The sequence below is a fragment of the Rudaeicoccus suwonensis genome, from assembly GCF_007829035.1.
Classification (GTDB): Bacteria; Actinomycetota; Actinomycetes; order Actinomycetales; family Dermatophilaceae; genus Rudaeicoccus; species Rudaeicoccus suwonensis.
On the sequence record NZ_VIVQ01000002.1, the window covers coordinates 339805 to 361475 of the forward strand.

General features: G+C 64.8%; 20 protein-coding genes. 7 read left to right on the top strand and 13 right to left on the bottom strand.

Annotated features, from left to right (window positions below):
* Positions 1-18 precede the first annotated feature (18 nt).
* Positions 19-549 carry a hypothetical protein gene (locus BKA23_RS12790; protein ID WP_145229049.1) on the bottom strand — a complete coding sequence of 177 codons (531 nt, stop codon included), beginning with the start codon at positions 547-549 and terminating at the stop codon, positions 19-21.
* Positions 550-712: 163 nt separating this feature from the next.
* Between BKA23_RS12790 and BKA23_RS12795 the strand changes: the two genes are divergently transcribed.
* Together BKA23_RS12795 and BKA23_RS12800 are read left to right on the top strand one after the other, a co-directional pair.
* On the top strand, positions 713-1639 hold the full coding sequence (locus tag BKA23_RS12795) for a Dyp-type peroxidase (RefSeq protein WP_145229051.1): 927 nt from the start codon (positions 713-715) through the stop codon (positions 1637-1639).
* A complete protein-coding gene (locus tag BKA23_RS12800) occupies positions 1636-2871 on the top strand; it encodes a hypothetical protein (RefSeq protein ID WP_145229053.1) in 1236 nt (411 codons plus the stop codon). Before BKA23_RS12795 ends, BKA23_RS12800 begins: the two co-directional genes overlap by 4 nt.
* A 43-nt stretch (positions 2872-2914) precedes the next feature.
* Here BKA23_RS12800 and BKA23_RS12805 read toward each other — a convergent pair whose 3' ends face one another.
* From BKA23_RS12805 to BKA23_RS12820, 4 genes are all read right to left on the bottom strand, one after another.
* Positions 2915-3238, bottom strand: coding sequence for a GNAT family N-acetyltransferase (locus BKA23_RS12805; protein ID WP_145229055.1), 324 nt, complete (start codon positions 3236-3238; stop codon positions 2915-2917).
* 91 nt (positions 3239-3329) lie between these two features.
* Positions 3330-4910, bottom strand: a complete 1581-nt coding sequence (locus BKA23_RS12810; protein WP_145229057.1) for a GMC family oxidoreductase — start codon at positions 4908-4910, stop codon at positions 3330-3332.
* A 3-nt stretch (positions 4911-4913) separates the two neighbouring features.
* Entirely contained in the window at positions 4914-5408 is a 495-nt protein-coding gene (locus BKA23_RS12815) for a hypothetical protein (protein ID WP_145229059.1), read from the bottom strand.
* Between the two features lie 114 nt (positions 5409-5522).
* Positions 5523-6308 carry an IclR family transcriptional regulator gene (locus tag BKA23_RS12820; RefSeq protein ID WP_170226512.1) on the bottom strand — a complete coding sequence of 262 codons (786 nt, stop codon included), beginning with the start codon at positions 6306-6308 and terminating at the stop codon, positions 5523-5525.
* Positions 6309-6465: 157 nt separating this feature from the next.
* Here BKA23_RS12820 and BKA23_RS12825 point away from each other — a divergent pair, with 157 nt between their 5' ends.
* From BKA23_RS12825 to BKA23_RS12840, 4 genes are all read left to right on the top strand, one after another.
* Positions 6466-6786 carry a putative quinol monooxygenase gene (locus BKA23_RS12825; protein ID WP_145229063.1) on the top strand — a complete coding sequence of 107 codons (321 nt, stop codon included), beginning with the start codon at positions 6466-6468 and terminating at the stop codon, positions 6784-6786.
* 105 nt (positions 6787-6891) lie between these two features.
* A complete protein-coding gene (locus tag BKA23_RS12830; RefSeq protein WP_145229065.1) occupies positions 6892-7305 on the top strand; it encodes a hypothetical protein in 414 nt (137 codons plus the stop codon).
* 18 nt (positions 7306-7323) lie between these two features.
* Complete coding sequence (locus tag BKA23_RS12835; RefSeq protein WP_145229067.1) at positions 7324-7944, top strand: class I SAM-dependent methyltransferase; 621 nt, start codon at positions 7324-7326, stop codon at positions 7942-7944.
* Positions 7945-7971: 27 nt separating this feature from the next.
* A complete protein-coding gene (locus BKA23_RS12840; protein ID WP_145229069.1) occupies positions 7972-8586 on the top strand; it encodes a 3'-5' exonuclease family protein in 615 nt (204 codons plus the stop codon).
* Positions 8587-8657: 71 nt separating this feature from the next.
* Here BKA23_RS12840 and BKA23_RS12845 read toward each other — a convergent pair whose 3' ends face one another.
* From BKA23_RS12845 to BKA23_RS12855, 3 genes are all read right to left on the bottom strand, one after another.
* A complete protein-coding gene (locus BKA23_RS12845) occupies positions 8658-11219 on the bottom strand; it encodes a polynucleotide kinase-phosphatase (protein ID WP_145229071.1) in 2562 nt (853 codons plus the stop codon).
* The gene (locus BKA23_RS12850; protein ID WP_145229073.1) at positions 11216-12685 is read right to left on the bottom strand and encodes a 3' terminal RNA ribose 2'-O-methyltransferase Hen1; all 1470 of its coding nucleotides are present in this window, start codon (positions 12683-12685) and stop codon (positions 11216-11218) included. Before BKA23_RS12850 ends, BKA23_RS12845 begins: the two co-directional genes overlap by 4 nt.
* Positions 12686-12783: 98 nt before the next feature.
* Positions 12784-13521 (bottom strand): DinB family protein, encoded by a 738-nt coding sequence (locus BKA23_RS12855; protein WP_145229075.1) that lies wholly within the window; start codon positions 13519-13521, stop codon positions 12784-12786.
* A 287-nt stretch (positions 13522-13808) separates the two neighbouring features.
* Here BKA23_RS12855 and BKA23_RS12860 point away from each other — a divergent pair, with 287 nt between their 5' ends.
* Entirely contained in the window at positions 13809-14906 is a 1098-nt protein-coding gene (locus tag BKA23_RS12860) for a DUF3293 domain-containing protein (RefSeq protein WP_170226513.1), read from the top strand.
* A gap of 73 nt (positions 14907-14979) precedes the next feature.
* On the opposite strand, the gene BKA23_RS12865 is transcribed toward BKA23_RS12860, so the two are convergent.
* From BKA23_RS12865 to BKA23_RS12885, 5 genes are read right to left on the bottom strand one after another with little or no spacing between them, the layout of a single operon-like run.
* Positions 14980-16461, bottom strand: coding sequence for an NAD-dependent succinate-semialdehyde dehydrogenase (locus tag BKA23_RS12865; protein ID WP_145229080.1), 1482 nt, complete (start codon positions 16459-16461; stop codon positions 14980-14982).
* Positions 16462-16502: 41 nt separating this feature from the next.
* On the bottom strand, positions 16503-17759 hold the full coding sequence (locus BKA23_RS12870) for an aspartate aminotransferase family protein (protein ID WP_145229082.1): 1257 nt from the start codon (positions 17757-17759) through the stop codon (positions 16503-16505).
* 44 nt (positions 17760-17803) lie between these two features.
* Complete coding sequence (locus tag BKA23_RS12875) at positions 17804-18868, bottom strand: tartrate dehydrogenase (protein ID WP_145229084.1); 1065 nt, start codon at positions 18866-18868, stop codon at positions 17804-17806.
* Positions 18865-20370 (bottom strand): aldehyde dehydrogenase family protein, encoded by a 1506-nt coding sequence (locus BKA23_RS12880; protein ID WP_211841717.1) that lies wholly within the window; start codon positions 20368-20370, stop codon positions 18865-18867. The genes BKA23_RS12875 and BKA23_RS12880 overlap by 4 nt, the downstream gene beginning before the upstream one ends.
* Positions 20367-21665, bottom strand: coding sequence for an NAD(P)/FAD-dependent oxidoreductase (locus BKA23_RS12885; RefSeq protein ID WP_145229086.1), 1299 nt, complete (start codon positions 21663-21665; stop codon positions 20367-20369). Before BKA23_RS12885 ends, BKA23_RS12880 begins: the two co-directional genes overlap by 4 nt.
* Positions 21666-21671: the final 6 nt, after the last annotated feature.

Below are 21671 nucleotides of genomic sequence, written 5' to 3' on the forward strand. Positions count from 1 at the left end.
CGGACTACGACGGAGCCCTCATGCTCCTGGCGGTGCGAAATCTGGGCACGACCCACCGCGTGCCGCGACGGCGATCCCGCTCTTCGCGGTGACCTCGGCTGCGCCTCGCGATGTCTTGTAGGCGACATAGAAGCCGTCGGACCAATGGCTGAAAACATTCGGATCCTTGGCGCGGACTTCCAGCGCCACCAATGCCACTCTGCCGGCGCCCACCACTGTCGGCGCATTGCCCGGCTTTGCCCACGGAGTACCGATTCCCTGCGGAATCTCTGCCTTGGGGACTGGAATGACCCACCAGTCGACGACCCTGAACGGGCTGGACTTCGGCATGGACACGCCGGTTATATGCGCAGTCAAACCGGTCTCGTTCTTGATCTCGATCGGCAGGAACGTCTGCAGTCCGTTGGCCAATGCGGGAGTGCACGCGGCATCCCCGCTTTCGTCGACCATGCCGCCATCCAGGGCGACCCTGGTCGAGGCGCGGCATCCGGTGACCGCTGTCAGCGTGAGAACGACTGCACCCGCCGACAGCATTCGAGTGACCTTCATGAGCGCGCTCCCCCTTGCGGCATACCTGACGGGTATGTCGAAACACCCGTCACCGGTGACCAGATCATGGCACGCGCGCGGCCTCTCGCACGCGACTTCGGGCTCACTGCCGTAATGTCGTCGAGGGCCCACGTGGCCCGCGATGCACACGAGAGGAAGCTCCATGGTCGTTCAGCAGATCGTCGCCCGACCGACCAGGACAGCGATGTTCCTCGTCCTGACGGTGGCGCCGGGCAGCGAAGGCGCAGTACGCGAGTTCATCACCAATGTCTCCGGCCTGACCCGCACCGTGTCCTTCCGAGTGCCCGACGACCAGCTGATCTGCGTCACAGGGATCGGTGCACACCTGTGGGACCGCATGTTCGACCTGCCACGTCCGCGCGGCCTGCACCCCTTCCAGCCGATCGTCGGCGCCAACCACACCGCCGTGTCGACGCCGGGTGACCTGTTGTTCCATCTGCGCGCAGACAGCCTTGATCTGTGTTTCGAGCTGGCACATCTGATCACCGACGCGCTGAAGGACCACGTGACAGTGGTCGACGAAGTGCACGGCTTCAAGTTCTTCGACGAACGTGATCTGCTCGGATTCGTCGACGGCACAGAGAATCCCGAGGCCGACGACGCCGTTGCGGCCGTCACGATCGGCAACGATGACGAGGCGTATGCCGGTGGAAGTTACGTCATCGTGCAGCGCTATCTGCACGACCTCGACGCCTGGAACGCCCTCTCGACCGAGGAGCAGGAACGCGCCATCGGCCGTCGCAAGGTCAACGACCTCGAAATCCCTGATGCGGACAAGGCTGCTGATGCGCACATCGCGCTTGCGTCGGTGGACGACGCCGATGGCAACCAGCAGCAGATCGTGCGCGACAACATGCCGTTCGGCCGGATCGGTGCCGACGAGTTCGGCACGTACTTCATCGGTTACGCCAAGGACCCTGCCATCACCGAACGGATGCTGCATCGCATGTTCGTCGGCGAGCCTCCCGGCACCTCCGACCGGATCCTCGACTTCTCCACCCCGCGCACCGGCAGCCTGTACTTCGTGCCCAGCGCCGCCTTCCTGGATGAGGACCACCCAGCAGTATGACGCCGGCCCCACCTGACGACGCTGATCCAAAAGGCAAACCGCACAAGCGGATTCGACCACACCTTCCCAGTCGTGATGCGCTACGCGCTCCTGGCATACCGGAGGCTGCTGCACGTCGAATCCCACGACGAAAGTCCAAGGTCGACCTCAGCGGCTGGTCGGCACCCGAACTCACCGCCTATCTCCGCACACCCAAGGGCGGGCTCGAACCACCGCGACGAGCCGGGTATGACGCAGTGCGCATCGCCAACGCGCTGTCCGGCATGTTGCCCACCGAGGCTGTGCTGCTCGCACGGGCTATCGCAGATGCCGCGCCACCGCCGAGCGAATACCTCAGCCCGACCCTGCAAGCCATCGTGTGCGACTACCTGACCGACACGCTCGTGGCCTTCCGCGGCGGTGGCCGAGTTGCCACCGACACGAGCACAGCGCTGGTGCTCGAACAGTTGCGCCTGCTGCATCGGGTCACCGGCGAGGTGCAGCGCGCGGAGGCCGAGCACAACGAGCGCGAGTTACGGGTCCAGGAGCGCTTCCTGCGCGAAAGGTTCGCCACCTCGCAGCCGAATCCCCTTGACCTCGGACCTGATCCGGCCGGACCGCCCCGCGACCGCATGTCAGTGCCCAATCGCCCGGCGTTCTCGCGCCAGCCTGCTGACAAGGTCGTCACACCAGCGGCCGATCTCGCTGCGTCCAAGGGCGTTGCGCATCACCAGCTGCAGGTGGACGGCGACCCGACTGCGCTGCTCACGCCCTCAGGCAAGAGCCGCGACAAGTTGAGATTGCGTCTTGCGGTGCCGACCGGAATCCCGGTCACGCTCGGATACGTGGTCGAAAGACACACTGGCGCCATCGAATTCGCGACCTCCGTGCGTCGCATCATCGGAATCGCGCGACGGCGGCAATCCGGCTTCGGCGCGGCTCAGGTCGACGTGTCACTGGAACTGCCGACCGACGGCCTGCGCCGGTTCGTCGTCTATGCGACCAGCCGAGGCACCGCGACAGCAACTGATGCAGTGCTGTTCGTCAGGGGTGACGATGAATCCGCCGAAATGCCAACACTGCTCGCGCGGCGGCCGATGGTGCAGACGACCGTGGTGGCTTCTGGCCATGACACCGGTGAGGGCCTCCTGCTGCGCAACGAGTCACTGGTGTTCGGCGACCTGCACAGCGCCTGCGATGCCTACGGGTTCACCAAGATCACCTGGATCGCGCCGGACACGCCTGCGGTCTGAGGGCGTTCTCTGACCGCGGCCGAGTACCGGCGAATCAGGGAAATCAGCTGGTACTGCTGGGAATCGCCTGCAATGCGGCAGACGTCACAGGGTCGACGAGGTCGTCCCAGTCATGGTGGTCTGCGACATACTTCTTGACGAAAGAGCACACCGGCACGATCCGCAGACCGTCGGCACGAGTGGCGTCGAGAGCCTGGTGCACGACCGTCCCGGCCAGACCGCGTCCCTTGTAGGCGTCCTCGATGATGGTGTGGAAGAAGATGCGCTGCCCGTCGTGGTCGACGTACTGCGCAAATCCGGCGACACCGTCATCGGTGGTGATCTCAAAGCGCGGTGGGGCGGACTCCTGCGTCACGGTTTCGCTCATGCCTCCACCCTCGCACACGGGCCGGTCGCGGTCGCCTCCCGCGCGGAAACCTTCTGCCGCACGGTCTGACGACCGCTACCACGCGCCCGTCTCAGAGCCCTCCTGCCGACAACTGATCCGCGATGTACTCGGCCTGCCGGATCGCGAGCGCCACGATCGTCAGGGTCGGATTGGCCGCGGCACCACTGGTCATCACCGAGCCGTCCGACACGAACAATCCCGGCACGTCGTGCGCCTGACCGAAGGCATCGACCACGCCGTCCTGCGGTCGCGCACTCATCCGGCAGGTTCCGAGATTGTGGGTCGAGGGGTATGGCGGGGTGTGGTGGGTGCCGAGCGCCCCGACGCTCTCGTAGAGCAGATCGGCCCGCGAATAGCCGTGCTCTCGCATCGCCAGGTCGTTGGCGTGGTCGTCGTAGTGCACATCAGCCACCGGCAGCCCCCATTCGTCAACTTCGCTGGTGTGCAACGAGATTCGGTTGGTTTCCTGGGGCATGTCCTCTCCCACGATCCACAGGCCTGCGGTGTTGGCGTAGGCCTCGAGCAGGTCGGTCAGGTCGTGCCCCCACGCGCCTGGCTCGATGAAGGAGGCGAGGAACGCCGGACCGAGCGAGATCGTTTCGAAGTAGTATCCGCCGGCGAAGCCGCGAGATGTGTCGAGCCGCGCCTCGTCGGCCACGATGCCGGCCATCGTCTCGCCCCGGTACATCCGCACCGGCTTGTCGAAGCGGGCGTAGACCGAGCCGGTCATGTGGCGCATGTAGTTTCGGCCCACCTGCCCGGAGGAGTTCGCCAGACCGTCGGGATGCATCGCCGAGGCGCTCATCAGCAACAGGCGCGGCGACTCGATCGAATTGCCCGCGACGCACACGATCGTGGCGCGCTGCCGATGCAGATTGCCGTCCTTGTCCAAGTAGAGCACCGCGTCGACCCGCCCACGAGCGTCGTGGGTGATCTGCACCGCCTGTGCCTCAGCTCGCAGATCGAGTTTGCCGGTCGACAGCGCCCGTGGGATCTCCCGCACCGCCGTCGACCACTTGGCCGACTGCTTGTCGCCCTGGAAGTTGAAGCCGTCCTGCACCGAGGCCGGGCGGCCGTCATACGGCTCGGCGTTGGTGCCATACGGACCCGTGGCATAGAAGCGGTAACCGACCCGCTCAGCTCCGCCGGCGAAGACCTTGTAGTTGTTGTTCGCCGGCAGCGGCGGCCGGCCATGCCGGTGGGTCGAGCCGATCGCGCGCTCCGCGCGGTCGTAGTACGGCGCAAGCTCGCCGAGGGTGATCGGCCAGTCCAGCAGGTTCGCGTCGCGCACACCGCCGTAGTAGGTCTTGGTCTTGAACTCGTAGTCCTTGAAGCGTGGCGTCGCACCCGACCAGTGGGTCGTCGAACCGCCGACCGCTTTGACGATCCACGCCGGCAGATTCGGGAAATCCCTTGCCACGCGCCAGGATCCGCTCGACACGCGCTTGCTCAGCCACGCCATCTGGTTGAACGCAGCCCACTCGTCGTTCTCGTAGTCGTCCGGGGTCAGATAGGGCCCCGCCTCCAGTACGACGCACGGTATGCCGCGCGCAGTCAGCTCGTAGGCCAGCGTCCCGCCGCCGGCACCGGAACCGACGATGACCACTGCGGGCTCGTCGTGACCGATCGGGTTTCCGTTTTGCGCAGCCATGATTTACGCCTCCTTCGGCAGGTCGTGCTCGGCGACTTCGACCAACCGCTCGGGCCCGTCGTACTCCTCGATGCGTGGATCGGGCAGCCAGTCCAGATCGTCGAAGCCGCGGTGCAGATAACCGCCTTTGGAGAACGACTCACCCTCATATCCGAGGTGCTCCCAGACCTCGTGGTCGTCATACAGCGTGGTGACCGCGACCCCGCGGATGAACACGAAGAACTCCGCATCGGCGATCTTCTGCAGCACCTTTCCCGCAGCCTCGTCGTCGAGCGCGGCGAAGTCACCGTCGGCTGCTTCGTCGAGGGATTCCAGGCCGCGCACCAGCGCGAGCCGGTGCCACAGCGAGGCGTCCAGCTGGGCCAGGATCACGTCGGCGGTGCGTTCGTAGGGGTCGTCCGGGATGCCTTCGTGCGGGTATGCCGCCCGCAGCAGCTTCACCAGATTCGTCCGGGTATGACCACTGATCCCGTGTGTGGTGTCTGCGTCGTCGGCCATCGCTGCCTCCTGAGCTGAGTGTGATCTGCGTCATACTAGGCAGCCTCGGGAGCCCACCCAACGGTCGTTCTCACCGCGCGATAACGGCACCGGCAGGCCGGTCGGGCAGGCGTGTCAGCGAGTGTGGCCGGAGCGGTAGTAGCGGCTAGCCGCCGAGGCAGTCAGGCGTAGTTCGCGCTCGACCTCCGGTCGTCGCGCCTCGAATCGCTCGGTCGTCGACGAGACCGCGACCGATCCGACCACCACCCCGCTCGCACCCCGGACCGCTGCTGCGGCACACATCGATCCCGCTTCGAATTCTTCTATCTCCCAAGCAATTCCGCTGTCGGCGACCACCCTCAACTGGACATCCAGATCATGCCGAGTGGTGATCGTGCCCGGGCCGTGACGACGGAACGGCTCCTCGCCCAGATGCCGGTCACGCTGCTCTTCGTCCATGTCGGCGAGCAGGATCTTGCCGAGCGCCGTCGCGTGCGCGGCTTCGTGGAATCCGAACGCGATCGGCGTCAGCCGAGGAGCTCGTGGCGAGTCGACGGTGTGCACGACCACGATCTGCGAGCCTCGGTGCACCGCGAGGTATGCCGCAGCGTCGAGTCGCTCGTGCAGCGCAGCGATCTCGCCACGGACCGCTCTCGGCACGCCGATCTGCTGGTGCAGGCTCAGCGCCAATTCGTGCAGCTTGTAACCGAGTTCGAAGCGTCGCTCCTCGCGGATGTGCACGAGATACTCGGAGTCGAGCAGTTCACGGACCAACCGATAGACGGTCGGCAACGGCAGATCGATGGCCTCGGCTATCTCCTTCGCGCTGGCCCCGCCGCGGGCCGCGACGGTCTCGAGGATCTGCAGCGTGCGGTGCACTGATCCGGCGCGGTTGCGGACGTCGTCGTCCACGATGCTCATGCCTCCACCATAGGCAGGCCGATCAGGCCGCGTCGGTCGTTTGCGGACGGCCTTGTCACCGGGCGAGAAGCGCCCTGCCCGCGCGTGCCGCAGCCGTGCCAGGCTGAGGTCGCACCGACATACGCGGCCGGCGCCGCTACCCGACGAGGAGGACGACATGATCTTCATCTGTGTGAAGTGGAAGGTGAAGCCCGAGTATGCCGATCAGTGGGTCGAGCTGAGCCGCGATTTCACCGAGGCCACGCGAGCCGAGCCGGGCAATCTGTTCTTCCAGTGGTCGCGCAGCGTCGACGACCCGAACGAGTACATCCTCATCGAGGCCTTCAAGGACGACGCCGCCGAGGCGCACGTGACCTCAGATCACTTCAAGGCCGCCCAGCGCGATCTGCCGCAATACGTCCAGGCGACGCCGAAGGTGCGCAACGTGCTGATGGAGGGCGACCACTGGGACGACCTCGGCGAGTTCACTATCGCCTGACCGAGCTGGGCGGACCGCCTGCTTCGGCCACTCGGAGCCAACCGAGCGTGCGGCTGCGACGTCTTGCACACGTACGCAGTCCGCACAACTCGCTCGGGGGTTTTCATGTCACACCGCAATCACACTCGCGTCGCGGGTCTCGCCGGAGTCGCCTTCCTCAGTTGCGCCGCGCTCGTCGCGGGCCCGGTGGCAGCGGCGCAGGCGAAATCCGGTGTCACCATCTCGGCCAGCCCGGGTCACGTTCGCGTCGGGGCGAGCGTCACCGTGCAGGCCATCGGCGGCGGGGACACGGCGGGTTTGGCCCAGGTCCTGTGCATCCAGCACCAGCACAGCCGCAACCAGTGGGTCGATGTCGCCTGCCGACGCCTGCCCGATCAGTCGAGTGGCACCGTCACCGCACATATAAGGGAACAACGCGTGGGTAGGGCGACGTACCGCGCGTACTTGAGCTTCCCGGGTAGCCACGGGACCTGGACCGGCTATGCGTCTGCGCCGACCACGGTGACGGTCACCGGCTGAGTGGTCGATGATGGTGCGGTGACTGATCACTCCGCCCCGCATGGGCACATGGCCGCCGACTGGGATGCTCGCTATTCCGAGGAATCCCGCATCTGGAGCGGCAATCCGAACCAGGCTCTCGTCGCCGAGGTCACCGGACTGACACCGGGCACAGCCCTGGATGTCGGTTGCGGCGAAGGCGCCGATGCGATCTGGCTGGCGCAGCAGGGCTGGCAGGTGACAGCGCTCGACCCGTCTTCCGTTGCGCTCGAACGCGCCCGCGCCGCAGCCGAATCCGCGGGTGTGACGATCGACTTCCGGCATACCGGCCTGACACGTATGTCGCAGAGTTTCGACCTGGTGTCGGCCTTCTATCCGGCGCTGCCCAAGGTGGATGACGCGATGACGGACCTGCTGGACGCGGTCGCACCGGGTGGCACTCTGCTGATGGTGCATCACGTGGAGTTCGACCGTGACCGCGCGTTGGAGCACGGCTTCGACCCCGATGACTTCGTCAGCGTGGACGAGGTTGCGGCTGCTATGGAATCGGCCTCGTGGCAGATCGTCGAGCACGCCGTTCGAAATCGCGACGTGCGCGAGGGCGCCGGTGCGCATCACACCCAGGACTTGGTGCTGCGCGCCACGCGATCGCGTTCGTAACGACGGTCCACGCCCTACGCTCGCGGGATGAGTCATCGCGACGAGTGGACCTGGATCATCACCGACATCGAAACCGACGGACCGTGGCCAGGAGCCAACTCGATGCGGTCGTTCGCATCGGTCGCGACGACTATGGACGGTCGGACCTTCGGTGAGTTCGAGGCAGTGCTCGAACCGCTGCCCGGATCTGCTCCGCATCCCGACACGAAGCAGTGGTTCGACTCGTGTGCCGGCACGTGGGAGGCCGCGACGACCGACCCGCGGCCGATCGTCGAGGTGCTGAGCGACTGGATCCGGTGGATCAGGGAGCTCCCGGGCAAGCGCGCATTCGCGGCCGCCCCACTGGCGTTCGACGGAACGTGGATGGACCACTACCTGCGCCGCTTCACCAACTACGCATTGGCACAGGGGCCGTACGAAACGGACCGGCTGTTTGACGGACCCGCGCTCTGTCTGCGGTCGTACACAGCAGCGCTCACCGGCCAACCGCCTGCGGAATTGGCTGCGCCGAGCCTGCCACCCAAGTGGCTCGGCGACGTCACACACACCCATCGCGCGATCGACGACGCACGCGGCTTCGCCAACCTTCTGCACTTTCTCCACGCTCAGCGTGGGCCGGTCCCGGCGTCGCTGACGATCTGACGCGGCCGGGACGCGGATTGCGTCATACGTTCGCGGCGATGCGGTCGAGATCGCGCTCGACATACGCACTGTCACAACCGTGGATCGACCGGCTCGGACTCTAGCGCGAGCACCGCGAAGACCGCCTCGTGCACACGCCACAGCGGCTCGCCGCGCGCCGAACGCTCGAGCGCCTCGACACCGAGTGCATACTCACGCAGCGCCAGCGATCTCTTGTGACCGAGGTTTCGGTCACGCAAGCGTCGAAGGTGTTGCGGGAGCGTGTAATCCGGGCCATAGATGATGCGCAGATAATCCGGCCCACGAACTTTCAGCCCTGGCTGCACCAACCTTTTGCCGTTGAGCACATGTGCAGCTGAAGGTTTGACCACCATGCCCTCACCGCCGGCTGCGGTGATCTCCTCCCACCAACTGACACCAGCGTTGGTCGATTCGGTCGAGGTCGTGTCGACGGGCAGCCGACGCGTGGCCCGAAATGTCGCTGGATCGGCAGCAACCAGTCGATCGATCAGCTCCAGGTGCCACATGTGAGGCTTCGTGTGAAAGGTGCGACCGTGACCCGCGAGGATCATGAAGGGAGCTACCTGCACGCCGCTCAGTCCCTCGACATCCCAGCAGTATCGGCGATAGACGTCAGTGAACGCGGCCGCGTTGTACTCACGCTCCGTCGTGCGATGGAGGAGATCGGCAACATCCAGACCACGCTCTCCTGCGCGTTCAAGGGCCTCGTGAGCGGCCGGTAGCGAAGCACGTGCGGCCGCACCAACAGCGGCATACTGCTCGCGCAGAAGTCTTTCGGCCTTCAGCGACCAGGGCAGCAGTTCAGCGTCGAGTAGTACCCAGTCAGACCCCAACTCGTCCCACATCGCAGTTCTCTCTACGGCGGTACGCACCCGGTCCAGCAGAGCCTCGGTTAACTCCGGTGCGAGAAACCCACGACCGGTACGCGTGAAGATTGCTCCCGTAGCCCCGCCGTCGGCGGCGAACTCCCGCTCCGCGACACCAGCATCACGACACGCGAGCAGCACAGCTCGAGAGCCCATGTGCTTCTCCTCGCACACAACCTCGCGCACATTTTCGCCGGCGAAGTACGCGAACGCCTCGTCCGGATGCTCCAGAAAGTCCGCTCGAGCCGAGGTGGCCACGGGTGCCATCGTCGGAGGCAGATACCTCATCCAGCGTGGATGCAGCGCGAACCGGCTCATCACCTCCAGCGCACCAGCGGCGTTTTCGGCTCTGATCGAAATGCGACCATGATCCGCCGTTGCGATGGTGCGTCGACCCAGCACATCGGTGACGTCCAGGTCTTCAGCAGCACGTTCAGAGTTGCGAGTCTGCCCTGAGTCTGCGGAACCGCCAAAGGGTTTCGCCGGTCGGTACCACATCTTCTCGGCGGCGACCTGGACCACTTGCTTCTCCGGATAGCGCAGAGCCGTCAGATGCCCACCGAAGACGCAGCCCGTGTCCAGGCACATCGTGTTGTTGATCCACTCCGGCTCGACCGTCGGGGTGTGGCCGTACAACACCATTGCGCTGCCGCGATAGTCCGCGGCCCACGGATAACGCACCGGCAGCCCGAACTCATCAGTCTCACCCGTGGTGTCGCCATACAGTGCGAACGAACGCACCCTCCCCGAGGTCCGCCCGTGATACACCTCCTTTAAGCCTGCATGCGCGACAACCAGCCGGCCGTCGTCCAACACCAGATGGGACACGAGTCCGTAACACCACTCGCGCACCTGCGCACGAAACTGCTCCGACTCTCGCTGCAGCTGGGCCAGGGTGGTTTCCAGTCCGTGCGATGCGGTCACCTTTGCGCCATCCAACGCGCGAACCAATTTGTGTTCGTGGTTGCCGGGGACCGCTAGGGCATGTCCGGAAGCTGTCATGCCCATCGCCAGTCGCAGGACTCCAGGCGAGTCCGGGCCGCGGTCGACCAGGTCACCGACGAAGACAACACGACGCGACTGCGGGTGCGTCGCATCGACGGCGCGGCCCTGGGCATCCCGCTGGATCTCGTAGCCCAGCCGCTGCAGCAGGGCCACGAGTTCGGTCAAGCAGCCGTGCACGTCACCGATCACGTCGAAGGGCCCATGCTGATCACGCAGATCGTTCAGCAGCTTCTCGCGCAATATGCTGGCTGAGTCGATCTCGTCTACGCCGTGAAGCACATGAACCTTGCGAAACCCTTCGCGGCCAAGGCTTTTCAGTGATCGTCGCAGCTGGTCGTGATGCCGCTGCACAACACGTGCACCGAAATCGCGTTCCGGCCTGCTCGCGTTGCGCTGCACCGCGATGCCGACGGGGACATCCAGCACGATCGCCACCGGCAGGACGTCGTGCGCCCGGGCCAAGTCCACGAGCTGCTTTCGTGCATCCCGCGTGACGCTGGTGGCGTCGACAACGGTGAGCAGGCCACGGTCCAAACGCTTTGCGGCTATCCGACCGAGCACGTCGAAGGCGTCGGCGGACGCGCTCTGGTTATTTTCGTCATCGGACACAAGGCCGCGGCAGAAGTCGCTCGAGATCACTTCGAAACGACCGAAGTGCTGGGCAGCGAACGTTGACTTACCCGACCCCGACACACCGATCAGCACCACGAGGGACAGCTCAGGTATGGCGATGCTTGTCATGCCCGCACCACCTCCTGCTGGGTCGCCATCGCGTCAGATCGGCGGAAGATCGCAAGCTGCGTGGGGGCGCCATGGGTTTCATCCGCGGGGCCGATCGGGCGCAGTGCGACGTCATACCCGTGGCGTTCGGCTACACCGGTCGCCCGCTGCTCGAATTCCGCTCTGCTCCACTCAAATCGGTGGTCTGTGTGGCGCATCTCGTGAGCCGCCAGGTGTGGGTACAGCACGTTGTAGTCCGCATTGGGCGTGGTCACCACGACAGCCGCCGGGTGAGCCTGGCCGAAGACGCTGCGCTCCAGCGATGGCAGTCGGTCCATATCCACATGCTCGATGACCTCCATGAGCACGACGGCGTCGTACCCGTGCAGAGCAACATCCCGATAGGTCGCCGACGACTGACGCAGGGTGAGACGTGCCCGCACCGAGTCGGGCATCCGCTCCAGGCCCAGTCTCCGCTCGGCCCGCTCCAGCACAGTGGCGGAGACATCGACACCAACGACCTCTGTGAAAGATGGGTCGCTCAGCAGTCGCCGAATCAAGGCGCCTTCTCCGCAACCAAGATCGACCACGCGATGGGCGCCGACCTCCTGCAAGGCGCCGATCACCGCCGCCGCCCGCTGCTGCGCGAGCGTGGCAGGGAGCGCAAGGTCGGGTGCCGTAGATGCACTCCCCGTCTCACCCTGTGCACCCGCTTCAACCGTGTCATCCAGGAGGACGTCACCACCCGGACCAGCCAGACGTGCTTCGGCTTCGGCGACAAGGTCACGCTGGTGCTTGAGATATCTGCGAATGATGAGATCTCGCTCCGGGTGGGTGTCGAGCCAGCCACCGGCATTGCGAATCAGCTTGTCGATCTCGTCGGTGCTGACCCAATAGTGCTTGGCATCGTCAAGCACCGGAAGCAGTACGTAGAGATGACTGAGAGCTTCGGCGAGAGGCATCGTGCCCACAAGTTCCACGTCGCAGTATGGCGATTGACCCCATTGAGGAATGGTCGGGTCGACAGGTGGCACTTCTGCCGTGACCTGCCAGCCGAGAGGTGCGAAAACCCTTGTAACCAGGTCGGAGTCACCCGAGCAAGCGAGCGCCGGGATGGAGATCTCAAGCGGCAAGGAGACTCCCTCAAGGTCGGGTCTGACCTTGCACCGACCCTTGAGCGCTGTGTTCCACACCTTGCCCATGGCCACGGCCAGCATTGAGGACGCTGCATAGGGTCGATCGTTGACGTACTGGGACAACGCAAAATCACCGCCACCGAAGCGCTTTTCGCGCACCATGCCGATGGGGTCGACCTCGAGCATGAAAGCGGCCGTGCATCGCTGCGCGCTGACCACTGGGTAAAACACGTGCGCCCGGCCCACTGACAATTCGAAGCTCTGCACCCGGTCCGGATGTTTGTGCAGCAAGAATCCAAGGTCGCTCGGAGTGACGTCCGCAGTGCCTGTCGTCGAGAGGGTCAGAAACACCCGGCCATTGTGCCTGCTGACCGCGCCAAAAGCGCCGGGTTATCCGGCGAGAGGACGGCAACCCCAGCAGGCGCCGCCGAGGCCGGACGCGGATTGCGTCATACGTTCGCGGCGATGCGGTCGAGATCTCGCTCGGCATAGCGCAAGTGCTCCCACTCCTCCCCGAGGATCGTGTGCAGGCACGACAACACGGTTTCGGAATAGTCCGGATCCCAAGGACTTTCGCGGGTTTCCTTCAGTTGCTCGGCTGACACGTCGGCGAGGAAGTCGCGCACCATCGCCACCCGCTCCGCGCGAACCTGCAGCACCGTGTCGTATGACGGCGGCTCCGTGACGAAGATGCTCATGTCGTAACCGTCCTGCTCGTACTCCGCGAACGGCATGCCGATCGGATGCAGCGCCTGATCGCGTTGCAGGATCGTCTGCCCGAGCCAGACATCGGTGGCCAGGACAAGGTGACGCAGGGTCTGCGCGAACGACCATTCGTCGTCGACCGACACATCGACCGTTCCGGGTGGCATGTCCGCGACCCGATCAAGCATCGCGCCCCAGGCTCGTTCGAGCGCTGACCACGCCGATCGCAGTCCTGCCGGGTCCCTCGCGGTTCGCGCGGCTCGACCGGGGTAGCGCTCGTTCAGTACCGCATCGATGAGTGGCACAACGTCAATCCCGTTGACTACCAACGATGCTCCGTCCTCGAACAGCCAGGGCGAATCCAACTCGGCGTCCTGCAGGATCACCCCGCGCATGACCACTCCGGACAGGTTGGATCTGATGAATCGCGCCTTCACCAGGCTCTCGTCGACGAATGTGCGTGGCTCCGAGCTCTCGGTCATAGCCGTCCCCTTCCATCTGTGTGCCCCGGGTGAGCTGTATGCCGCAGGCACCCGCCACGATCAGCCTGCCGCGCGCGACGACTCGATGGAAGAGCCGAAGCAGCGAGGTTGTCGGTGGGCGATGCCATAGTTGCCGGTGGGTGAAGAGAAGCGACCGATCACCTCGAAGAGGTCGCTCAGCAACCGGTCCCGCGCCGGTGCTGTTCGAGGAACACCCGGCCACACGGCAACCGCCGCTGCGGTCACGCGGGCTCGGGATTCGGGCCCCGAATCCTAAGGAATCATCCATGTCGTCAACGGCCCCAGAGTCCCCGAACACTCCCATCCAGATTCCGTGGGTCCTCGACCCGATGTCGGAGCCTGGCTGTCGACCGGACCCACGCGAACCGCTCGCCACCAGCTGGCGCACCAACCACCTGCGTATCACCACCGACTCGGGTGTCTTCACCGTGCGGCCGGCGCAACAGGGCGAGACGTCGGCGACGCCCGACGCCCTCTTCCCAGGCACCAGCCGGGTGCACATCCTGACCGCCTGGAATCCCGCCGGTCTACCCAAGACATTGCAGGACAACATCAGCGCAGACGCCGAACTCTGGTCCTGGGAGCAGGACGACGACCCCTCGCCTGCAGTCGTGTACGGCACTGAGCATGCCTGGGTGGAGCCCTCGCTTGCGTTGAAGGATCACACGAGGTCAGATGCACTTCGCGACGCCCACCGATTCACGCAACCTGTTGTGCTGGAATGGGATTCGGCTGGAATGCGGCCGTTGGCAACTGGTGTCGTCGACGTGTCTGGACTTGACGAAACGCCATACCCAGTAGTGGTCGAACCTGCACCTCTTGGCTGCCCGATGACGGTCGGCTTCGTCGGACCGTGCCGGTCGGCAGGTGGACCATACGGCAGTAGGGCGATCAACGCAGCCGCCATGTGGCAGCAGCACCGAGCGCTCTTGGTGTCAGCGTTCGGGTGTGCCGATCAGTGCCCACGCAGTCATGGCGGCGCCATTGCGCTCGAAAACGCCTACGTGCCATCACGATTCGGCGGATGGCAGTGGGCAGACCGGCGAGCGGATGCGCAGCGCGAGGAGGCGATGGGCCACCTCGGCTGGATCGGCGACGGGCTGGTCCTCGCCTTCCTCGACTGGGACCCGGAGTACATCAACAGTGCCTATAGCGGCGAACATGACGGCCGACAGTTCACGATCGTGCCGTCACGACAGAGTGGGCGCTGGGGTCTGATCCTCACGCATTCCGAGGAAGGCCGCCTGCTTGGCAGTCGCTTCGTCTCGAATGAAGAGCTCCGAAGGCTCGGGATGGAACAACAGCGCGACCACGTCTGGGCGACGCTGGGCGAACTCATCGGGAGCCCGCCACGCGACTGGTGATCGGCCCACTCGATGGGTATCCGATGCCAACAGGGGAGCGCGATCTACGTCGACGTCGCGCTCCCCACCTACGTCACACGTTCGCCGGAATGGACCTGGGCAGGGCGAGGTATCGGACCTCGAGGAACTCCTCGATACCGGTGCGGCCACCTTCACGCCCGAGCCCGGACTCCTTCACACCACCGAAAGGCGCCGCTGGGTTGGACACCAGACCCGTATTGATACCGAGCATGCCGACCTCAATGGCTTCTTGCAGCCGGAAGGCGCGATCCACGTCCTGGGTGAAGGCGTACCCGACCAAGCCCCACTGCGTGTCGTTCGCGAGTCGGATGGCGTCGCATTCGTCATCGAAGGCGATCACGGCGGCAACCGGTCCGAAGATCTCCGTCGACATCAATTCCGATTCGGGGTCCACATCCACCAGCACTGTCGGCGGGAAGTAGTAGCCGCGACCCTCCGGCGCCTGGCCGCCGCACAAGATCCGGGCACCACGGCGAACAGCGTCGGATACCAGCGAAATCACCTTCTCGACGGCCTTCGGTTCAATCAGGGGGCCGATCTGTGTCGCAGGGTCTATGCCGTCGCCGACCACCAATGCGCTCATGCGTTCAGTCAATCGTCGAGCGAATTCGTCCGCCACATTTCGCTGCACGAAGATGCGGTTCGCCGCCGTGCACGCCTCACCCATGTTGCGCAGCTTCGCGATCATCAGACCGTCCACCGCAGCATCGACATCCGCGTCGTCGAAGACGATGAACGGTGCGTTGCCGCCCAACTCCATCGACGACCGCATGATGTGCTGGCTCGCCTGTTCCAGAAGGCGGACGCCGACGGCTGTCGAACCGGTGAACGACACCTTGCGTGCCTTGCCACTGCGCATCCACGGCTCCACCACCGATCCGGGATCGGAAGAGCACACGACGTTCAACACACCGTCGGGCAGACCTGCCTCACGGAGGATTTCGACGAGAGCGAAGGAACTGAGCGGCGTCAGATGAGCCGGCTTGAAAACCATGGTGCAGCCGGCCGCTATCGCCGGCCCGATCTTGCGGGTTCCCATCGCCAGCGGGAAGTTCCACGGAGTCACTAGCACGCACGGTCCGACAGGCGCCTTGGAAACGATGATGCGGGTTCGACCATCGCCACTGACCGTGGCGTCTCCGCCGATGCGCACAGCCTCCTCGGAGAACCACCGGAAGAACTCCGCCGCGTATGCGACCTCACCACGCGCCTCCGCGAGGGGTTTGCCCATCTCCGCAGTGATGATGCTCGCAAGCTCGTCCTGGCGCTCCATCATCTGCTCGTATGCGCGACGCAGGATCTCACTGCGCGCTCGTGGTGCTGTGCGCGCCCACGAGTCCTGCACAGCCGCAGCCACCTCGATGGCACGCTCGGCATCCTCCGCTCCGCCGTCCGCGATCGACGCGATTACGTCTTCTGTGGCTGGATCGATCACGTCGCATCGTTTTCCCGACTGTGCCTCGACCCACTGACCGCCGATGAACAAGCCGGTGGGGATCGCGGCGATGAGATCGCGTTTGTTGCTCGTCGTCATGGTGCTGTCTCCTTCATCTCACATCTGGGTGACGGGATGTTTCAGTCGTTGGTCGCGTCGGCGAGTGCGAGTGCGAGGCGTTCCAGACCGAGGTCGATCTCGTGTTCGGTCACGACTAGGGCCGGGATGAGACGGAGCACGTTCCCGGCCGGGCCGCAGGTGAGCGTCAGCAATTCGTGTCGGGTCGTCGCCTGTTGGACCGCCGTCGTCGTGGCCGCGTCCGGGTCGCCGGCGGCTGTCACGAACTCAAGTCCTTGCATCAGCCCGAGACCACGGATGTTCCCGATGACGGGGTGTTTGTGCTGCAGCACGCGCAGCCCGTCAGCCAACTGGTCACCACGCAAGCGGGCGTTCTCAACAAGCTCTTCATCACGTATGACGTCGAGCGTCGCGCAGCCTGCAGCCGCCGCGACTGCGTTTCCGCCATACGTGCCGCCCTGCGAACCAGGCCAGCCCTTCGACATCAGCGCTACGGGTGCGGCTATCGCGCTGATCGGGAATCCCGAAGCGATCCCTTTGGCAGTGACGAGAATGTCCGGCACGACCGAGGAGAATTGGTGTCCCCAGAATCGACCGGTCCGACCGCAGCCCGCCTGCACCTCGTCCAGAATGAGCTTGATGCCGTGCCGATCGGCGCGCTCGCGCAAACCCTCCAAGAATGCCGGCGGAGTCGGCAGGTATCCGCCATCGCCGAGAACCGGTTCGATGAGGAAGGCCGCAGTGTCATTGGGCGCAACGCGACTCACCAGGAGGTAGTCCAACTCGCGCAAGGCGAATTCCACCGCGGCATCCTCGTCCCAGCCGTAGCGGAACGCGTATGGGAACGGTGCCATGTGCACCCCGGACATCAGCGGCGCGAAGCCGGCTGAAAAGCGCGTCCCAGCGGTCGTGAGCGATGCCGCAGCGACCGTACGGCCATGGAAGCCGCCCTGGAAGACAACGATGTTGGGGCGACCGGTCGCCATCCGTGCCAGTCGGATCGCTGCCTCGACAGCCTCAGATCCGGAGTTCGCATAGAACACCGAGTCGAGCGAGCTGGGCAATACGGCACCGAGCTTGTCCGTCAACTCGAGCAACGGTTTGTGCATCACGGTCGTGTACTGCGCGTGGATGATTCTGCCTGTCTGTTCCCGCGCTGCTTCGACTACTCGTGGGTGGCAGTGGCCGGTGCTGGTCACACCGATGCCGGTGGTGAAGTCCAGATACTCACGCCCGTCGGTCGCGTGGATCCAACTGCCGGATGCATGGTCGACGACGACTGGAGTGGCTTGCTTCAGAAGGGGGCTCAACGATGTCATGGGCGTCTCTCGTTCGAAGAATCAAATGTCAGGTAGGCGGGGGCTCAGTTGCCGCTGGACAGTGCACGCAGGACGGCCGAGGTGAATTCCTGGGTGCCGGCCGTGCCACCCAGATCAGCGGTCAGCACTCCATCGCTCATGGCCGTTTCGATGGCTGTCATCAGCGCGGTGGCCGCTTCGGCTTCGCCCAGGTGGTCCAGCATCAGCGAGGCCGACCAGAGCTGGCCGACGGGGTTGGCGATGCCCTTGCCTGCGATGTCCGGTGCCGAGCCATGAATGGGTTCGAACATCGACGGGTGGTGCCGCGGCGGGTTGATGTTGGCGCTCGGCGCGATTCCGATCGAGCCCGCGAGCGCTGCAATCAGATCGGAAAGGATGTCTCCGAAAAGATTTGACGCGACGATCACATCGAAGTCGCCCGGTCGCAGCACCAGGGCCGCCGCAAGCGCATCGATCAAAGTGCTGCGCAGGCGCACACCCTCGACCTCGCTGACGACCGACGCCACGACCTCGTCCCAGAACGGCATCGAGTGGATGATGCCGTTGGATTTCGTCGCGGATGTGAGCGAACCGCGACGGGTCGCGGCCAATTGGGCGGCATACCGAGCCACCCGGGTGATGCCCGTCCGGGTGAAGACCGCTTCCTGGATGGCGAATTCGTCGGTTGTGCCGCGATATGCACGACCGCCGACGGCGGAATACTCGCCTTCGACGTTCTCCCGGACAACCACGATGTCAAGAGCCTCCACGTCCCGCAGGGGTGACACGACCCCCGGAAGCACGCGGACCGGTCGCAAGTTGACGTACTGCAAGAACTCACGGCGAATCGGGATGAGCAGACCCCAGAGTGTCTCGTGATCCGGCAAGTCGGGATGCCCCACGGCGCCCAGCAGGATGGCGTCGCCGTCAGAAAGTTGCTCAATGCCGTCGACCGGCATCATCCGGCCGTGTTCGAAGAAGTATGCCGAGCCCCAGTTCCTGTCTCGCCACGTCATGTCAAACCCATGCCGACGAGCAAGCGCGTCGACGACCCTGGTCGCGGCGGGAACAACCTCTTGGCCGATGCCATCTCCGGCGATGAGATCCACCGTGTACCTACGCGAATTCATTGACCTGCCAGGCCTTTCGAGGAGTTAGAGGCACGACCCGGTTCACTCGGCACCGTCATCAGTACACAACGGGGCGCCGTCATCTCGACCGCAGCGCTGCGCACGCCCTCCCGGCCGATGCCGGACTGACGGAAACCGCCGAACGGCATCGAGTCGATACGGAAATCGCTGGTCTCGTTCACCAGGACAGCTCCGACGGTCAAGGTGCGTGCCGCCTTGGTCGCAGAATCCAGAGAGGCGGTGAAAATTCCTGCCTGCAGCGCAAATTCGCACTCACCAGCACGCTGCAGCGCTTCGTCGAGCGAGCTGACGGGCTCGATGACGACAACAGGGCCGAAGATCTCATCGCGAGAAATCGCACACGCCGTCGGAACGCCGGTCAGCACGGTCGGCGCGACGTACGTGCCGTCTCGACTGCCGCCGGCAACCAGACGGGCACCGCCTGCAATCGCATCATCGACCAAGGCGGTCACTCGTTCCGCTGCAGCAGCGTTGATCAGCGGACCGATGTCGGTGGCGTGGTCGTACTTGGATCCGACAACCAGGGCGGCTGCACCGTCAGCGACCGATCGCAGGACAGCCTCGAAGACGCTCGTCTCGGCGTAGACCCGCTGGACCGAAAGACAATTCTGACCGGCGACGCCGAATGCGCCGTCAACGATTTTCCGAGCGGCCAGATCGACGTCGGCGTCAGCGCACACGATGGTCGCGTTGTTTCCGCCGAGTTCCATCAACATCTTCTTCACACCGGCACCGCGGGTGATGGCCTCTGCCGTCCGGACGCCGCCGGTGAAAGATACGACCGCTACCTCGGGGTGGGCGACAAGGGCATTTCCCACCTCTGCGCCACCGCACACGACCGACAAGCGCTCAGGAGGTACCCCGCACGCCAGCAGCACGCGAGCCAAGTGCAGCGCTGACAACGGCGTGAACTCCGACGGTTTCACGACGATGCCAGCCCCGGCCAGCAGTGCTGGTGCGACTTTGTGCGCGACGAGATTGAGCGGATCGTTGAAACTGCTGATCGCGCCGACGACGCCCAGTGGTTCACGGGTGAACCAGCCGATCCGGTTGCCGCCTCGCGGGCTAGCGTCGAGTTGCAAGGTCTCACCGGTGAGCACATCGGCTGCCCCGGCGGCGACGTGCAGCGTCTCGACGCACCGCAGAACCTCAGCTCGCGCCTCGCGAATTGTTTTCACTCCTTCGGCGGCGATCGTCTCGGTGAATACGTCGATCTCCGCCAGAACTCGGTCGCCGCACCGACGCAATACATCGACACGTTCGTGCAGTGGCCAGTCATCCTGCATCGAAGTGGCTGCAGCGCGAACCGCCTGGTCGACATCCCCCGGGGTGCACCGGTGGACCGTACCCACTGGAAGCTCGGTAGCGGGGTCTCGAACAGGCAGATCGAGTGGCTCTTGTCGCCACTGTCCGGCGATAAGCGCACCCCCCGGCGGAGCCGGCGCGATCCGCATCTCGGAGTCGAGGCTGATGCTTGTCATGACTTACCTCCCCGCAGCAGATTCCACCGGTCGACGACGTGTGCGCCGGCGCCGATGAAGGGCAGGAACCATGGCGGTCCGACGTGGCCCGGCACGGGCCGGAATGCGATGCCGGAGAACGGCAGATCCGCGCGAAGACCAAGCAATTTGCGAGCGATCTGCTGCCCCGAGTGTGTCGCCATCTGGACGCCGTGGCCGCTATAGCCGAGGCTGTAATGCACACCACTGTGTTCACCGACGTGAACCATCTGATCCATGCTGATGTCAACCAGCCCACCCCACGTGTAGTCGATGCGACGGTCACCGAGCTGCGGGAAGATCTCGACCATGGCCGACCGCAGAATCTGCGCGCTGCGCTGATCGGAGTCGGGGCTCGACAGAGCGAATCTGGCACGCCCCCCGAACAGCAGCCGGTTATCAGGAGTCAGCCGGAAGTAATAGGTCAACATCTTGGCGTCCGATGCCATCCGACGGTGCGGCAGGACGTCAGCTGCCAGCGCATCCCCGAGGGGTTCGGTACAGATGACGAAACTCCCCACCGGTATCACGCGCCGCTGCAGCCACGGGGTCAATGCGGAGGTGTAACCACTCGTCGCAATGAGCACCTCCTTAGCCGAGACCACGCCTCGGGTCGTCTGCACCACGTGCCGCGCGCCCTCTCGACTTAGGGACACCACGGGTGAGTCCTCACAGATGGTCGCGCCGGCCGCTACTGCTGCCACCGCAAGACCGCTCACGAACTTGCCGACGTGCAGACCTGCACCGAGCGGGTCGACCATCCCACCGTGGTAGTAGTGCGACCCGATTTCTTTGCCGACCTCGTCCGGACCCAGCACCATCAGGTCGGGCAGCGCGCCGATACTCGCGATCGCACGTTGTGTCGTGCGCATAGCGGCGACATCCCGCGGGGTGAGTGCGAGCGACAGCTTGCCGGAACGGGTGAAGTCGCAGTCGATCGAGTGCTCGTGGACCAACGACTCCACCGTACTGATGGCCTTGTCGTATTCCAGGTAGTACTCCACGGCGCGGTCCCTGCCGTAACGCTTGACGGCTTGGCCAAACCCGATGGCTAGTCCTGTCGTCGCCATACCGGCGTTCCGGTTGGATGCGCCCCAGCCGACGTGATGGGCTTCCAGAACGGCGACCGTTGCGCCGCCTCGAGCCAGTTCGAGCGCCGCGGACAGCCCGGTGAGGCCGGCCCCGACGATGGCCACATCGACGTTCTCGGGCACGGGGATCTTGCGGAAGTCTCCAGGTGGCGCAGTCGTATCCTGCCAGTACGAAATGAGTTTCATTGCGTC

Excerpts from the sequence above, each read along its gene's own strand:
- BKA23_RS12790 (WP_145229049.1), bottom strand. The coding sequence starts at position 549 with ATGAAGGTCACTCGAATGCTGTCGGCGGGTGCAGTCGTTCTCACGCTG.
- BKA23_RS12795 (WP_145229051.1), top strand. The coding sequence starts at position 713 with ATGGTCGTTCAGCAGATCGTCGCCCGACCGACCAGGACAGCGATGTTC.
- BKA23_RS12800 (WP_145229053.1), top strand. The coding sequence starts at position 1,636 with ATGACGCCGGCCCCACCTGACGACGCTGATCCAAAAGGCAAACCGCAC.
- BKA23_RS12805 (WP_145229055.1), bottom strand. The coding sequence starts at position 3,238 with ATGAGCGAAACCGTGACGCAGGAGTCCGCCCCACCGCGCTTTGAGATC.
- BKA23_RS12810 (WP_145229057.1), bottom strand. The coding sequence starts at position 4,910 with ATGGCTGCGCAAAACGGAAACCCGATCGGTCACGACGAGCCCGCAGTG.
- BKA23_RS12815 (WP_145229059.1), bottom strand. The coding sequence starts at position 5,408 with ATGGCCGACGACGCAGACACCACACACGGGATCAGTGGTCATACCCGG.
- BKA23_RS12820 (WP_170226512.1), bottom strand. The coding sequence starts at position 6,308 with ATGAGCATCGTGGACGACGACGTCCGCAACCGCGCCGGATCAGTGCAC.
- BKA23_RS12825 (WP_145229063.1), top strand. The coding sequence starts at position 6,466 with ATGATCTTCATCTGTGTGAAGTGGAAGGTGAAGCCCGAGTATGCCGAT.
- BKA23_RS12830 (WP_145229065.1), top strand. The coding sequence starts at position 6,892 with ATGTCACACCGCAATCACACTCGCGTCGCGGGTCTCGCCGGAGTCGCC.
- BKA23_RS12840 (WP_145229069.1), top strand. The coding sequence starts at position 7,972 with ATGAGTCATCGCGACGAGTGGACCTGGATCATCACCGACATCGAAACC.
- BKA23_RS12845 (WP_145229071.1), bottom strand. The coding sequence starts at position 11,219 with ATGACAAGCATCGCCATACCTGAGCTGTCCCTCGTGGTGCTGATCGGT.
- BKA23_RS12855 (WP_145229075.1), bottom strand. The coding sequence starts at position 13,521 with ATGACCGAGAGCTCGGAGCCACGCACATTCGTCGACGAGAGCCTGGTG.
- BKA23_RS12860 (WP_170226513.1), top strand. The coding sequence starts at position 13,809 with ATGTCGTCAACGGCCCCAGAGTCCCCGAACACTCCCATCCAGATTCCG.
- BKA23_RS12865 (WP_145229080.1), bottom strand. The coding sequence starts at position 16,461 with ATGACGACGAGCAACAAACGCGATCTCATCGCCGCGATCCCCACCGGC.
- BKA23_RS12870 (WP_145229082.1), bottom strand. The coding sequence starts at position 17,759 with ATGACATCGTTGAGCCCCCTTCTGAAGCAAGCCACTCCAGTCGTCGTC.
- BKA23_RS12875 (WP_145229084.1), bottom strand. The coding sequence starts at position 18,868 with ATGAATTCGCGTAGGTACACGGTGGATCTCATCGCCGGAGATGGCATC.
- BKA23_RS12880 (WP_211841717.1), bottom strand. The coding sequence starts at position 20,370 with ATGACAAGCATCAGCCTCGACTCCGAGATGCGGATCGCGCCGGCTCCG.
- BKA23_RS12885 (WP_145229086.1), bottom strand. The coding sequence starts at position 21,665 with ATGAAACTCATTTCGTACTGGCAGGATACGACTGCGCCACCTGGAGAC.